Source organism: Pseudomonas sp. KK18, assembly GCF_037094675.1.
GTDB lineage: Bacteria > Pseudomonadota > Gammaproteobacteria > Pseudomonadales > Pseudomonadaceae > Aquipseudomonas.
The window spans coordinates 7107786-7122193 of sequence record NZ_CP146605.1 but is presented as its reverse complement, the minus strand read 5'-3'; the positions used below and the strand labels follow the sequence as shown (position 1 = coordinate 7122193).

The window sequence follows — 14408 nt, the reverse complement described above, 5'->3', positions numbered from 1 at the left end:
ACTGCCTATGACCCTTAGCATTGACCTGGCGGGACCCTCCGTGGCGCCGGCGCAGGTTATCCGCAAGCACTACGCCATGGAGATGGCGGTGGAGCGCACGCGCCTGCTTTACCAAGGCTCCCTGCTGCCTACTTTATTGATGCTGGTGAATGGACTGGTCTGCGCCTGGTTGCTCTGGAGCCCGCAGCGCTATCTGCTGGACAGCATTTGGCTGGTATGGCTGCTGGCGCTGGTGGCCTTGCGGGTAATTCAGGTGGCGGCGTTCGATTCCGCCATGCCGAGCCGCCAGGCGCAGCCGATCTGGCGACGCATGTTCATGCTGGGCTCGGCCGTCAGCGGCTTGACGCTGGCCAGTGCTGCCATCGCCCTGGTACCGGTGGACAGCTTTGCGCAACAGGCCTGGGTGTTCGGCCTGCTCGGCGCGGCGACCTTGTCCGCCAGTGTGGCCTATGCCGTCAGTCTGCCGGCTTTCCTGTCGTTTGCCGTGCCCTGCCTGGTGCCGGCCATCCTCTATTTATTCTGGAGCGGCGACCCGCAACAGCAAGGCTGGGGTTGCCTGGGCCTGATTCTGCTGGCATCCCTGAGCCTGGTGGCATGGCAGGTCAATCGCCTGATCCAGCGCGGGCTGCTCAGGCGCTTCCAGAACCAGGCGTTGATCGAGCATCTGCAGCAAGCGCAGCAACGCAGCGAGCAACTGAACCAGGAACTGGTGCGTGAGGTGGAGCAGCGGCGCCAGGTCGAACAAGAGTTGCGCGAAGCACAGATCGGCCTGCAGCAACGCGTCGATCAGCGCAGTCAGGAACTGGACGCGGCCAGCCTGGCCCTGAGCAAAAGCGAGGCGCGTCTGGCCATGGCGCTGCAGGCCAGCGAACTGGGGCTGTGGGACTGGAACCTGCAAACCGATGAGGTCCACCATACCCAGCTCAAGGAGTTGTTCGGCCTGGAGCCGGAATACGTCACGGCGATGCTCAGCCACCTCAAGCCACGCCTGCATCCGGACGACTTGCCGCTGCTCAAGCGCGCGCTGGTGGAGCACCTTAAAGGCCGCAGCGAGGACTACCTGGTGGAATACCGGGTGCGCCATGGCGATGGCCATTGGGTATGGATCCAGGACCGTGGCCGCGCCGTGGAGCGCTCGACAGGCGGGCGCGTCACGCGGATGCTCGGCACCCGCCGCGACATCAGCGCCGGCAAGGTCCTGGAAGAACAGCAGCGCCTGGCATCGACGGTGTTCGAGGCGGCCAGCGAAGGCATTGTGATCCTCGATCCGGACTACGTGCTGATAGCCGTCAACCAGGCATTCAGCCGCGTCACCGGCTTCGACATTGACGACATGATCGGGCGCAATGTCGTGGAGCTGCCCAGCAGCCGCGACGCACGGCGCCACTTCCCGGTGATCCGCCAGGCGTTGCTCAGCCACGGCACCTGGCAGGGCGAGCTCGTGGAGACCCGCAAGAACGGCGAACTCTACCCGCAATGGCTACAACTGAATGTAGTCCGGGATATTCGGGGAAACGTCAGCCATATCGTGGGCTTCTTCGCCGATCTGTCTGCGCGGCGCGAATCCGAAGAGCGCATGCGCTATCTCACGCACTACGACGAATTGACCGGGCTGGCCAACCGCTCGCTGTTCCGCGAGCGGTTGCGCGAAGCCCATCAGCGGGTGCGCCAGGGTGGCCGCAGCCTGGCTTTACTGCATATCAACCTGGACCGTTTCAAGCTGCTCAACGACAGCCTCGGGCATGAAGTGGCCGACCAGTTGTTGCAGAAAATGGCCCGCCGCTTGATCAACGCCTTGCCTGAGGCCGACACCATAGCGCGGCTCTCTGGCGATGAATTCGCCGTGCTGTTCGACGCCTACGGCAACCTGTCGAGCCTGGCGCGGGTGGCCACGCGGTTGCTGGCCAAGTTGCGGGTGCCGGTGACGGTGGAAGGGCACGAGCTGGTGGTCAGTGCCTCAATGGGCGTCAGCCTGTTGCCCGACAATGCGCGGGAAATATCCGCGCTGGTCAGCCAGTCGAACATGGCCATGCAGCACGCCAAGCACCTGGGCGGTAATAACTTCCAGTTCTACACCGACAGCCTGCAGGCCAGCACCCTGGAACGTTTGCAGCTGGAAAACCAGCTGCGCAAGGCGATTGATGAGCGCCAGCTTACGGTGTTCTACCAACCCAAACTGTGCCTGGCCAGTGGCAAGCTGAATGCGGCCGAAGCGTTGATTCGCTGGGAACATCCGCAGTGGGGCATGGTGCCGCCCGGCGACTTTATCGGGCTGGCCGAAGAAACCGGCCTGATCGTGCCGCTGGGGGAGTTCGTGTTGCGCCAGGCGTGCTGGCAGGCTTGTGAATGGCAACGCCAGGGGCTGGCGCCGATTCGGGTGTCGGTCAACCTGTCGGTGCACCAACTGCGCCAGGGCAAGCTGATCAGCCTGGTGCGCCAGGTGCTGGAAGAAACCGGGCTTGATCCGCAATACCTGGAGCTGGAACTGACCGAAAGCCAGCTGCTCGACAGCGTCGAGCACATCATCTCGACCTTCCAGCAACTGCGCGACCTGGGGGTGAAGCTGGCGATTGATGATTTTGGCACCGGTTACTCATCCCTCAGTTACCTCAAGCGCATCCCCGTGGACTACGTGAAGATCGACCAGACGTTCATTCGCGGCCTGGGCCAGGGACGCGAAGATGCCTCGATCACCCGCGCCATCATTGCCATGGCCCACGGGCTGTCGCTCAAGGTGGTGGCCGAGGGTGTGGAAGATCAGCAGCAGCTGGACTTTTTGCGGGATGAGCAGTGCGACGAGGTGCAGGGCTATTTGATCAGTCGGCCGGTGGAAGCGGATGGCTTGGCGGATTTGTTACGAAAAAATGCCGATTTTCCATAGTTGAGCCCAAGCCGCACGCGGGGCTACATCGAGCCTGCCCGCTGAATCAGCGGGCAGCAGCGTGATTAAGTGATGCATCGAACGGGCAAATCGGTAATTCTTGTAGTATAACTACAAGCTTGCTACATCCCTGGCGTCTGCCAATAACAAGAGTCCAGCCCTTTGAACCTGTTGCAACATATCGCCCAGTCGCGCCACCTGTTACGCAAATCGGAACTCAAGGTTGCCGATCACGTGCTGCTTGACCCTGCGGCCGTGATGCACAGTTCCATGGCCGACCTGGCCCACAGCGTGGGCATCAGCGAGCCGACCATCGTGCGCTTCTGCCGCGCCATCGGTTGCTCCGGTTTCCAGGACTTGAAGCTCAAGCTGGCCCAGAGCCTGGCGGCCGGTGCGAGCTTTGGCCAGTTTGCGATCCACGAAGACGATTCCGTCGCCGACTACAGCCTGAAAATCTTCGACACCACCCTGCACACCCTGATGGAAGTGCGCGAAAAGCTCGACCCGGTGGAGCTGCAAAAAGCCGTGACCGCCATGTCCCAGGCCCAGCGCGTGGAATTCTATGGTTTCGGCGCGTCCGGCGCGGTGGCGGCGGATGCCCAGCACAAGTTCTTCCGTTTGCTGCTGACGGCGGCGGCCTACAGCGACCCGCACATGCAGGCGATGTCGGCGGTGACGTTGAAGCCCAGCGACGTGGCGATCTGCATTTCCCAGTCCGGCCGCTCCAAGGATTTGCTGATCACCGCCAACCTGGTGCGTGAAAGCGGCGCGACCCTGATTACGCTGTGCCCGAGCCAGACTCCATTGGCAGAGCTGTCGACCGTCAACCTGGCGATCGATGTACACGAGGACACCGAGATCTACACGCCGCTGACCTCGCGTATCGCCCACCTGGTGGTGATCGACGTGCTGGCGATGGGCGTGGCCATGGCGCGCGGCCCGAGCCTGGTCAACCACCTCAAGAGCGTGAAGCGCAGCTTGCGCAGCCTTCGGTTGTCACCCAAGTCCGTAAAAGCCCTCGACGACTGATAGTTTGTACGCGGACCAATTGTGGGAGCGGGCTTGCTCGCGAATGCGGAGTGTCAGTCACTGAATATGCTGGCTGGCCCACCGCATTCGCGAGCAAGCCAGCTCCCACAGTTGATCGTATTGAGCCCCGCAAGATTCATCGTCCTGTCATCCCCATGCCGCTAAACCGTCATTGCCCGAGCCCATCCTGAACTCCCCTTACTCGCATTGGGAGACTCGAAATGGCTCGGCAATACGAAGAAAGCAACAGCACCGTCAAGACCCGCCGCCAGCAGGAAGACCAGCGCCGCATGGCCTTCCGTCGCGCAATTGAAGACCGCTGCGATCAGCGTCAATTGCAACAGAGCATCAGTGACTATCCGGAACTCCACTGGCAGGCACCCGCGGCTGCCCAGCGAAGCGTTCAGCCAGCGCGCTGATCTGCAGCCGCTCGCTGCGGATAAAGCCCAGGAATGCATGGGCCACCGGTGACAGGCGCTTGGCCTTGGCCTGCACCAGGCACCAACTGCGGTACAGCGGCAGTTCTTCCACCGGCAGCTCCCTGAGCCCGCCGGTGGCCAGTTCCAGGTTGACCGCGTGGCGCGTCAGCAGCGCCACGCCCAACCCAGCGGTCACGCACTCGCGCTGCGCCTCGGCCGAAGACACTTCCACCGTCTGGGTGAAGTGCACGCGCTTCTCCTTGAAATACTCTTCGCACGCCATCCGCGTCCCGGACCCCGGCTCGCGCAACAGCAGCGTGTAAGGCTCAAGGTCCTGCAGGCGCAACGGCCCTTGATGGCTCAGCGGATGATCGTGGGGCGCCACCGCGACAATCGGGTTGTTCAGGAACGGCAGGAATTCCAGGCCCATGTCCTGGGGCACCATCGACATGATCACCAGGTCGTCGCGGTTGTCTGAAAGCCGGCGAATCACCTGGGCGCGGTTGACCACCGTCAGGTGCAGGTTGACCTCCGGATGCTGGCGCTTGAAGGCGGCAAACAGGTGCGGCACGAAGTACTTGGCGCTGGATTCCACCGCCAGTTTCAGCTGGCCCTGCAATGAGCCCTGCATGTCGGAGAGTTGCATATCGAGGTTTTCCAGGCGGCCGAAAATGTCCCGGCTGGCCCGTTGCAAGGCTTCAGCAGCTTCAGTCATATAGAGCTTTTTGCCGACGTAATCGAACAATGGCTGGCCCAGCAGCTCTTCCAGCTGCTTGATTTGTAGGCTAACGGCCGGTTGCGTGAGGGACATTTCCTCGGCTGCGCGGCTGTAGGAACGCAAATCACAGACTTCATTGAAAATCTGCAATTGACGCAATGTCATACGCATCAATGACTTACGCATAGTTCAAGCACTCCCGCCGACCCTTGATGCGACGACTATAAGTCTTTGCTTATACACAACCCAATAATTATTGATTTTTGTTAATCCCTGCAGGGGCATAGTGTGTGTCACGCGACTGCCATGAAACATTTGGTCACGCGCCGACCCGCTTCCAGGGTCGAAGTAGGTAGCAATCGGCTCAAGGGAATTTCCAAGTGATAAAAAAGATCCTGATCGCCAACCGTGGTGAGATTGCCGTACGTATCGTGCGTGCCTGCGCCGAGATGGGCATTCGTTCGGTCGCGGTCTATTCCGATGCCGATCGCCATGCCCTGCATGTAAAGCGTGCAGATGAAGCCCACAGCATCGGTGCCGAGCCATTGGCCGGTTACCTGAACCCGCGCAAGCTGGTGAACCTGGCGGTGGAAACCGGTTGCGACGCGCTGCACCCCGGCTACGGCTTCCTCTCGGAAAACGCCGAGCTGGCAGACATTTGCGCCGAACGTGGGATCAAGTTCATCGGCCCGTCCGCAGAAGTGATTCGCCGCATGGGCGACAAGACTGAAGCCCGCCGCAGCATGATCAAGGCCGGCGTACCGGTGACCCCGGGCACCGAAGGCAACGTTGCCGACATCGCTGAAGCCCTCACCGAAGGCGACCGCATTGGTTACCCGGTGATGCTCAAGGCCACCTCCGGTGGTGGCGGTCGCGGTATCCGTCGCTGCAACAGCCGTGAAGAACTCGAACAAGCCTTCCCCCGGGTAATTTCCGAAGCCACCAAGGCCTTCGGTTCGGCGGAAGTGTTCCTGGAAAAATGCATCGTCAATCCCAAGCACATCGAGGCGCAGATCCTCGGTGACAGCTTCGGCAATGTGGTGCACCTGTTCGAGCGCGATTGCTCGATCCAGCGCCGTAACCAGAAGTTGATCGAAATCGCCCCTAGCCCCCAGCTGACCCCTGAACAGCGCGCCTACATCGGCGACCTGTCGGTGCGCGCGGCCAAGGCCGTGGGCTACGAGAACGCCGGCACCGTGGAGTTCCTGCTCGCCGAGGGCGAGGTGTACTTCATGGAGATGAACACCCGGGTGCAGGTGGAACACACCATTACCGAAGAAATCACCGGCATCGACATTGTGCGTGAGCAGATCCGCATTGCGTCGGGCCTGCCGCTGTCGGTCAAGCAGGAAGACATTCAGCACCGGGGTTTTGCGTTGCAGTTCCGCATCAACGCCGAAGACCCGAAGAACAACTTCCTGCCCAGCTTCGGCAAGATCACCCGTTACTACGCACCCGGCGGTCCCGGCGTGCGTACCGACACGGCGATCTACACCGGCTACACCATCCCACCGTTCTACGACTCGATGTGCCTGAAGCTGGTGGTGTGGGCGTTGACCTGGGAAGAAGCCATGGACCGCGGCCTGCGCGCCCTGGACGACATGCGCCTGCAAGGCGTGAAGACCACCGCCGCCTATTACCAGGAAATCCTGCGCAACCCGGAATTCCGCAGCGGCCAGTTCAACACCAGTTTTGTGGAAAGCCACCCTGAGCTGACCAACTACTCGATCAAGCGCAAACCCGAAGAGCTGGCCCTGGCCATCGCCGCCGCCATCGCCGCCCACGCAGGCCTGTGAGGAATATAAGAATGAGCAAGAAGATCTTCGTAACCGACACCATCCTGCGCGACGCCCACCAATCGTTGCTGGCGACCCGCATGCGCACCGACGACATGCTGCCGATCTGCGACAAGCTCGACAAAGTCGGCTACTGGTCCCTGGAAGTCTGGGGCGGCGCGACCTTCGACGCCTGCGTACGCTTCCTGAAAGAAGACCCGTGGGAGCGCCTGCGCAAACTGCGCGCGGCGTTGCCCAACACGCGCCTGCAAATGCTGCTGCGTGGCCAGAACCTGTTGGGCTACCGCCACTACAGCGACGACGTGGTCAAAGCCTTCGTCGCCAAGGCCGCTGTCAACGGTATCGACGTGTTCCGCATCTTCGACGCGATGAACGACGTGCGTAACCTGCGAGTGGCCATCGAAGCGGTAAAAGCCGCCGGCAAACATGCCCAGGGCACCATCGCCTACACCACCAGCCCGGTGCACACCATCGAGGCGTTCGTGGCCCAGGCCAAGCAAATGGAAGCCATGGGTTGCGACTCGGTGGCGATCAAGGACATGGCCGGCCTGCTGACGCCATACGCCACCGGCGAGCTGGTCAAGGCGCTGAAGGCCGAGCAGAGTCTGCCGATCTTCATCCACTCCCACGACACTGCGGGCCTGGCTTCGATGTGCCAGCTCAAGGCCATCGAAAACGGTGCCGACCATATCGACACCGCCATTTCCAGCTTCGCCTGGGGCACCAGCCACCCGGGTACCGAGTCGATGGTCGCGGCCCTCAAAGGCAGCGAATTCGACACCGGCCTCAGCCTGGAACTGCTGCAGGAAATCGGTTTGTACTTCTACGCTGTGCGCAAGAAGTACCACCAGTTCGAAAGCGAATTCACCGCTGTCGACACCCGCGTGCAAGTCAACCAGGTACCGGGCGGGATGATTTCCAACCTGGCCAACCAGCTCAAAGAGCAGGGCGCGCTGAACCGCATGAGCGAAGTGCTGGCCGAAATCCCGCGGGTTCGTGAAGACCTTGGCTTCCCGCCGCTGGTCACCCCGACTTCGCAGATCGTTGGTACCCAGGCGTTCTTCAACGTGCTGGCCGGCGAGCGCTACAAGACCATCACCAACGAAGTGAAGCTGTACCTGCAAGGCGGCTACGGCAAGGCGCCGGGCACCGTGAATGAAAAACTGCGGCGCCAGGCCATCGGCAGCGAAGAGGTGATCGACCATCGCCCGGCAGATCTGCTGAAGCCGGAAATGACCAAGTTGCGCGGCGAAATCGGCGCGTTGGCCAAGTCCGAAGAAGACGTACTGACCTACGCGATGTTCCCGGACATCGGGCGCAAATTCCTTGAAGAGCGCGACGCTGGCACCTTGAGCCCTGAAGTGCTGTTGCCGATTCCTGAAGCCGGCGGCGTGGCCCGTGCCGGTGGTGAAGGTGTGCCGACCGAGTTCGTGATCGACGTGCACGGCGAAAGCTATCGCGTGGACATCACCGGGGTGGGCGTCAAGGCCGAAGGCAAGCGCCACTTCTACCTGTCCATCGACGGCATGCCGGAAGAAGTGGTGTTCGAGCCGCTCAACGAGTTTGTCAGCAGTGGCGGCAGCAAGCGCAAGCACGCCACCGCGCCAGGCCATGTCAGCACGGCGATGCCGGGCAACATCGTCGACGTGCTGGTCAAGGAAGGCGACGTGGTGAAGGCCGGCCAGGCTGTGTTGATCACTGAAGCGATGAAGATGGAGACCGAAGTACAGGCGTCGATCGCCGGCAAGGTCACCGCCGTACACGTGGCCAAGGGCGACCGGGTCAACCCGGGTGAAATCCTGATTGAAATCGAAGGCTGATCAACAGCCTTCGAAACTACCGCTTAAACCTCGGGGGGGCATGTGCCCCCTTTTTTTTCGCCCGCAATAATCAGAACGCCAGGGTCCACTGGCCCAGCAAACCCTGGTTACGGCTGTGGGTGCCGACCTCGGCGGTATAGGCCAGGCCCACGGTGTGCCGGGTCGACAGCGCCAGGTCCACCCCGGTGTGCAGCGCCAGGCTGTCGCGGTCCAGGGAGGTGCCTTCGATGGTGAAGTCACTATTGAAGCCCGGCCGTTTTACCCACGCGGAGGACTGGCGCACGGTGCTGCTCACGTCACCGTAGAGGTGCTTCCAGCCTGTGCTCAGGTGCGGCTTGAGGGCCATCTGGTTGTCCAGCGTAAAGGCACTGGCCAGGCGCAAGCCGAAGGTGCTGCTGAGGTTTTCCTGGGTCTGGGCGCCGACATTCAGCGCTGTAAAGCCGCCTTTTTCCTTGTAGCGGTCGCGGTGATAGCGCTGGTAGCCGATCCCCGCATAGGGTTCGACGCTGAAACTGCCCTTGTCCAGTTGATAGCCCAGCTCGGCGAAAGCGTTCTGGCTTTGGGCGTTGTATTTGCCTTTGGACTGCTCGCGGCGCTCAACGAAATCAAAGTCTACGGTGCGTTGGGTTTGGCCGGCATGGCTGCTGTAGATCGCCCCCAGGCGCAATGCAAGGGGGCCGTCCTGACGCACGGCGTAACCGCCGAGGTGCCAGCTGTCCAGTTCGCCCTTGAAGCGTTTGGCGTTCAGGTCGCTGGCGGACTTGGCGCCCATCACACCCACCCGCCAGGCATCGTCCACTGCCCAGTCGCCGCCCAGCATCAGGCCTTGGGTGTGTTGCTGCAGGCCCACGCTACCGTGCTGTCCTTCAAGCTTGCCAGCGTTGCCCAGGGCCTGGAGCCATACGTGGCCATTGCCTTCGGCATCCGTAAGGTTGCGTTCGTCGCCTGTCCGGCGCATGACTGAAAGCAGGCTGCTGTTGAGCTGTTTCATGCTGTCTTGAGTGGCGGCGCCAAGGTTGGCGTTCTGGCTGCCTGCCAGTTGCTCCAGAACTGCACCCACACGGCCCGGTGCCAGCCTGCCAAGTTCCCGGGCGATATTGTCCAGTTCGTACTCCTCCCAGTCATTGAGTTCGCCCGACTTGATGAGGGTGTCCACGGCAGAGTCCAGTACGCGGGCAACCTGCTGGCCGTTACGGGTGGTGGCGTGGTCGTTGAAGTAAAAGTCGGGAGTGGGCTTGGGTGGCTTGGGGCGCTGGTGGCCTTGCTGGCCGGCCTCTGGCGCCGGGATGAACCACTCGCTGTCTGGATCGATGTCCCCTCGCGCCTGGACGAATTGAGCGTTGGTGGCACCCAGCGCGAAGGTGATGGCGAGTGCGAGTTGTTTCTGAAGGAGTGGCATGCAGGTCCGACCTCTTGATGTATGAGGTCGGGAAATCTAGCGGGGTAAAGGGCGGATAAATGTCAGGCCATCCACCCTTTGCCTGCCAGAGATGTCTCTAGTGGGCCGCGATTAAAAACTCATCTGCCATTGCCCGATCAGCCCGTGATTGCGGCTGTTACTGCCTATTTCGCCGCTGTAGCCCACGCCGAGGGTATGGCGTGCCGACAGGCCTACATCCAGCCCGGCTTCCAGCAACAGGCTGTCGCGGTCCAGGGCGCTGCCTTCGACGTTGAACGCGGTGCCGCCCATCAGGAAGGCCTGGCGGGTGCTGCTGTCCACGTCGCCGTAGGTGTGCTTCCAGCCGGCGCTGACCCGCGGTGTGAGACTGATGCCGTTGTCCAGCTGGCTCAAGTGCGCCAGACGCAGGCCGAAGGTGCTGCTGAAATTGTCCTGGGTTTGCCCTTCGACATGCAGGGCGGCGGCGCCGCCTTTTTCGTTGTAGCTGTCGCGGTGGTAGCGCTGGTAGCCGAGGTTGGCGAACGGCTCGGCGCTCAGGCGCCCGCTGCCCATGGCATAACCCAGTTCGGCGAAGGCTTGTTGGCTGTTGGCGTCGTAGTCACCTTTGGGCCGATCGTTGAAACCGTCAAAGGCCACCGTACGTTTACTGTCTCCCTGGTGCCCGCTGTACGCAGCACCCAGGCGCAAGGCCAGCGGTCCGCTCTGGCGCATGGCGTAGACGCCGGCGTGCCAGCTGTCGACGCTGCCGTCGACGCCGGTGGTGTCCAGGTCGGTCTTCGAATAACCGCCCAGCACGCCCACACGCCAGTCCGAATCGAGCGCCCAATCGGCCCCCAGCACGCTGCCTTTGGTGCGCTGGGTCAGGCCATTGCTGCCGTGGTCGCCGTCGAGCTTGCCGTAGCTGCCGATACCTTGCAGCCACAGGCGGCCCCGGGCATTGGGATCGTTGAGGTTGCGGGCTTCGGCGGGTACGCCGGTGGCGGCCAGTACGGGTGTGTCTTTTTGATCAAGGCCCACCAGCAGTCCGGCACCGCCGCCCAGTTGGTGCATGGCGTTCAACATGCTGTTGCCGACCTGGGCGCTGGCGCCGAGGGTGGCACTGGTCAGGTTGGCGGTGCTGCTGCCGGCCAATTGCTCGATGGCGGCACCGGCGCTGCTGTTGGTGGTGTTGAGCAAGGCGTTGTACAACGCGTTGTTCTTGCCCAGGCTCGCCAGGGCGTTGGCGGCGCGGGTGCCGTTGCCGGTGTTGGCGAACTGATTGAACGCCACGTCATTGCGGGAATAGGTCAGGCCGACCTGGGTAGGGCTGTAATCCAATGTGGGGGTGAGGAAGGCATAGTCGCTGGTGACCTTGCCGAACGTGCCATTGATGCTGCCGGCCTGCAGTACCGTGTAGTGGCTCTGCCACGGGTAGGTGCCGGTGCCGGGATTGACCGCCAGGGTCGCGCCATTCAGGTACGCGGTGCCGCCGACCTGGACCGGTGCGCTGCTGCCGTCGGCATTCACGCCATAGGCCAGGGTCGAGCCGCTGGTCATCGTCAGGTCGCGGGTGATGCTGGCGGTGCCGAGGGCGGTGTTGGTCTGCAAGGTGCCTTTGACCAACAGGCTGCCGACACTGCCGCCACCGGCATAAATACCGCCTTCATCGACGGTCAGGTTGCCAGCGATCCCGCCCTGGTTGATCAGCTTGGCGCCCCTGAAAATCTCGCCGCCGTCGCTGAAGTCGCCGCTGCCGGTGAGGGTCCAGGTGCCTTGCTTCACGTCCAGCCATTCGAAGTTGCGGCTGTCGCCGAAACTGCCGCCGGCGGCGTCGTCCATGATCACGCGGTCATATCCGGTGCCGCCATCCACCACGCCGACAAAGCGGCTGCCGCCGAGCAGGGTCAGCGTGTCATCGCCGCCGCCCAAATCCAGGGCCAGGCCGTTGCTGCCGCTGATCAAGCCGGCGTTGACCACCGTGTCGGCAAACTCGCCGACGAACTTCACGCCGAAGCCGTTCAGGCCCTGAATGGTGCCATGGTTGATCAGGGTGGTTGCAGCGAGTCCCGGGCCGTCGCTGCCGTCGTCCACCAGCACCGCGTTGTTGGCACCGCTTACCAATGCACCCGCGCCGTTGAACACGTAGCCACCGCCGAGGGCGATGCCTTCGCTGCCGTTGGCAAAGCCGTTCTTGTCGACACCACCGGCGCCGACGCCCTGGATGATGCCGTAGTTTTCAATGTGGGCAATCTTGTCGATGTCCACGCCGTCACCATCGCCGTCCGGCTGCAGTCCGGAAAATGCGCCGGTAATAGTGCCGTGGTTGATCACCGTGCCATCGCCGTCGGAACCAAAGCCCGAGCCGTTGCGGCCGATTACCGTGCCGTAGTTGGTCAGCGTGGCGCCCAGGTCGGTGGTGATGCCGTGGCGGCCGCCGGAGATGAGGCCGTAGTTGGTGACGGTCACGCCAGTAGCGGAGTCGATGTCGACGCCGTCGAATTTGTCATCGCGCGAGTGGGTGTCGCCGGTGGAAATCTCGCCGTAGTTGGTGATCGTAGCGTTGCCGCCGGTCTTCATGCCGTCGCTGGCGTCACCGCGAATCAGCCCGCCCTGGCGGTTGATGATAGTGGTGGTGACGTTGGAGCTGCGGATCGCATCCAGGTCCAGCCCTTGGCCGGTGGCAGAGCGAATGGTGCCGCTGTTGTCGATCAGCAGGCTGCCGCTGGCGAAGTTGCTGTCGATGCGCAGCGCGTCGTTGGCGCCCTGGATCACACCGCCTGCGCGGTTGTAGATGCTGTAGTTGCGAGCGGCGGTGAGGTCGCCGCTGCTGTCGATCCCGCGGCCGCCAGTGGAGGCGATAGTGCCCGAGTTATCGATCCGCACGCCGTTGCCGCTGGTGCCGTCTTTCAAGGTCACCGCGACTTTGGAAGTCGTAATGCTGCCCGGTGCCGAAATCGTCAACGAGTCACTGCCACCCAGGGTTTGCCCGGTGGTGGTGGGCGTGTCGATCTGCAGCGTCTTGGTTGGCGTGGGCGCCGCATCGACAAAACCGCTGCTGACCAGCAGGCCGAGAGTGAGCGCAAGGCGCTGGGGCGAAGGGGGCATGGCGGGCGACCTTGTTTTAGGAAAAGAGTCGACCTGTATAGCGGAGGTTTTTTACAGAATGATGGCGGGGAGGTGACGGGGATTGAAATGAGCCTGACGGTTGAAGAACGAACCCGGTTGATCGAAAGCATTCAGGATGCATTGGCCGAGGGAACGCTGGAAATAGCCGAGGCGGTACGCCGGCTGCGAACGGAAGTCACTGGGTTGCATCAGAGCCAGTTTGCCAAGATGTGCAAAATCTCCGTACGCACGCTGGTGCATATCGAACATGGCGAGGGCAATCAGACGCTGAAGTCGTTGAACGCAGTGTTCAGGCCGTTTGGGTTGAAGATGGGAGTGGTGAAGGTTCGCAGAAGCTTGTAGGAAAAGGCGATGGCGTGGTGTTTGATCGTGAGCAAGTATTTCAAGGTATAGATGCTCGCCTATTCGCCTCGGCTGAGCACAAGGCCCGGATACGCTGAAGATACAATGTGGGAGCCGGGCTTGCCCGCGATGACGGTGGGTCAGTTAATACATTTGTAACTGATACACCGCTTTCGTGAGCAAGCCCGCTCCCACATTTGTCAGGGGGGGGGGCAGGGTGGATTAGGTACGGCATTCCACCAGCGTTTTCAACTGTCCCGAACCGGTCTGGTTGGCATCTGACAGCCACCGCTCAAACCCCGCCCCAATCGCCGGCCACTCCCCATCCAGGATCGAATACCACGCCGTATCCCGGTTGCGGCCCTTGACCACGGTGTGCTGGCGAAACACCCCTTCAAAACTGAAACCCAACCGCTCGGCGGCGTTTTTGGAGCGGGCGTTGGCGTTGTTGCACTTCCACTCCAGGCGACGATTGCCCAGCTCAAACGAGTGCCTGGCCAGCAGGTACACCGCCTCGGTGCTTTTCGGTGAACGTTGCATCGGGGCGCCGAAGGTCACGTGGCCGATTTCAATGCGGCCTTGCTCGGGCACGATGGACATCAGGCTGAGGATGCCTTGCACCTCGCCGCTGGCCTTGTCGATCACACTGAAGAAGTACGGGTCGCTGTGGGACGCGTGGTTGTTCAGCCAGGCGTCGAAGGCGGCGCGCTCGGGGAATGGGCCGTAAGGCAAATAGTCCCACAGCTTCGGATCCGCGCCGGGGCCTTGCAGGGCGTTGAACAGGTCATCGCTATGGCGGGCGGGGTCGAGTTTTTCCAGGCGCACGAAGCGCCCTTCGATAAGGGTGACGGTGGGCGCCGGGACACCTTTCCAGTCGGCCAATGATGTCGTCATGCTGT

Annotated in this window: 10 protein-coding genes; 6 read left to right on the top strand and 4 right to left on the bottom strand. The window is 62.2% G+C overall.

Annotated elements, in window-relative coordinates; genetic code table 11:
• Positions 1-7 precede the first annotated feature (7 nt).
• From V6607_RS32500 to V6607_RS32490, 3 genes are all read left to right on the top strand, one after another.
• On the top strand, positions 8-2881 hold the full coding sequence (locus V6607_RS32500) for a GGDEF domain-containing phosphodiesterase (RefSeq protein ID WP_134327553.1): 2874 nt from the start codon (positions 8-10) through the stop codon (positions 2879-2881).
• 162 nt (positions 2882-3043) lie between these two features.
• Entirely contained in the window at positions 3044-3910 is an 867-nt protein-coding gene (gene hexR, locus V6607_RS32495; RefSeq protein WP_003213447.1) for a transcriptional regulator HexR, read from the top strand.
• Between the two features lie 221 nt (positions 3911-4131).
• Positions 4132-4329: a hypothetical protein gene (locus tag V6607_RS32490; RefSeq protein ID WP_003213445.1), complete on the top strand. Its 198-nt coding sequence runs from the start codon at positions 4132-4134 to the stop codon at positions 4327-4329.
• Here V6607_RS32490 and V6607_RS32485 read toward each other — a convergent pair.
• On the bottom strand, positions 4259-5233 hold the full coding sequence (locus V6607_RS32485) for a LysR family transcriptional regulator (protein ID WP_003213443.1): 975 nt from the start codon (positions 5231-5233) through the stop codon (positions 4259-4261). The two genes, V6607_RS32490 and V6607_RS32485, sit on opposite strands and share 71 nt — an antisense overlap.
• 194 nt (positions 5234-5427) lie before the next feature.
• Between V6607_RS32485 and V6607_RS32480 the strand changes: the two genes are divergently transcribed.
• Both V6607_RS32480 and oadA read left to right on the top strand, forming a co-directional pair.
• Positions 5428-6843, top strand: a complete 1416-nt coding sequence (locus tag V6607_RS32480) for an acetyl-CoA carboxylase biotin carboxylase subunit (protein WP_003213442.1) — start codon at positions 5428-5430, stop codon at positions 6841-6843.
• An 11-nt stretch (positions 6844-6854) separates the two neighbouring features.
• The gene (oadA, locus tag V6607_RS32475) at positions 6855-8663 is read left to right on the top strand and encodes a sodium-extruding oxaloacetate decarboxylase subunit alpha (RefSeq protein WP_102370189.1); all 1809 of its coding nucleotides are present in this window, start codon (positions 6855-6857) and stop codon (positions 8661-8663) included.
• A 70-nt stretch (positions 8664-8733) separates the two neighbouring features.
• On the opposite strand, the gene V6607_RS32470 is transcribed toward oadA, so the two are convergent.
• Positions 8734-10062: an autotransporter outer membrane beta-barrel domain-containing protein gene (locus V6607_RS32470; protein WP_134327552.1), complete on the bottom strand. Its 1329-nt coding sequence runs from the start codon at positions 10060-10062 to the stop codon at positions 8734-8736.
• A 111-nt stretch (positions 10063-10173) separates the two neighbouring features.
• The gene (locus tag V6607_RS32465; RefSeq protein ID WP_134327551.1) at positions 10174-13146 is read right to left on the bottom strand and encodes an autotransporter outer membrane beta-barrel domain-containing protein; all 2973 of its coding nucleotides are present in this window, start codon (positions 13144-13146) and stop codon (positions 10174-10176) included.
• A gap of 87 nt (positions 13147-13233) precedes the next feature.
• Between V6607_RS32465 and V6607_RS32460 the strand changes: the two genes are divergently transcribed.
• Entirely contained in the window at positions 13234-13509 is a 276-nt protein-coding gene (locus tag V6607_RS32460; RefSeq protein ID WP_087694596.1) for a helix-turn-helix transcriptional regulator, read from the top strand.
• Between the two features lie 222 nt (positions 13510-13731).
• On the opposite strand, the gene V6607_RS32455 is transcribed toward V6607_RS32460, so the two are convergent.
• Positions 13732-14403 (bottom strand): GNAT family protein, encoded by a 672-nt coding sequence (locus V6607_RS32455; protein ID WP_087694597.1) that lies wholly within the window; start codon positions 14401-14403, stop codon positions 13732-13734.
• Positions 14404-14408: the final 5 nt, after the last annotated feature.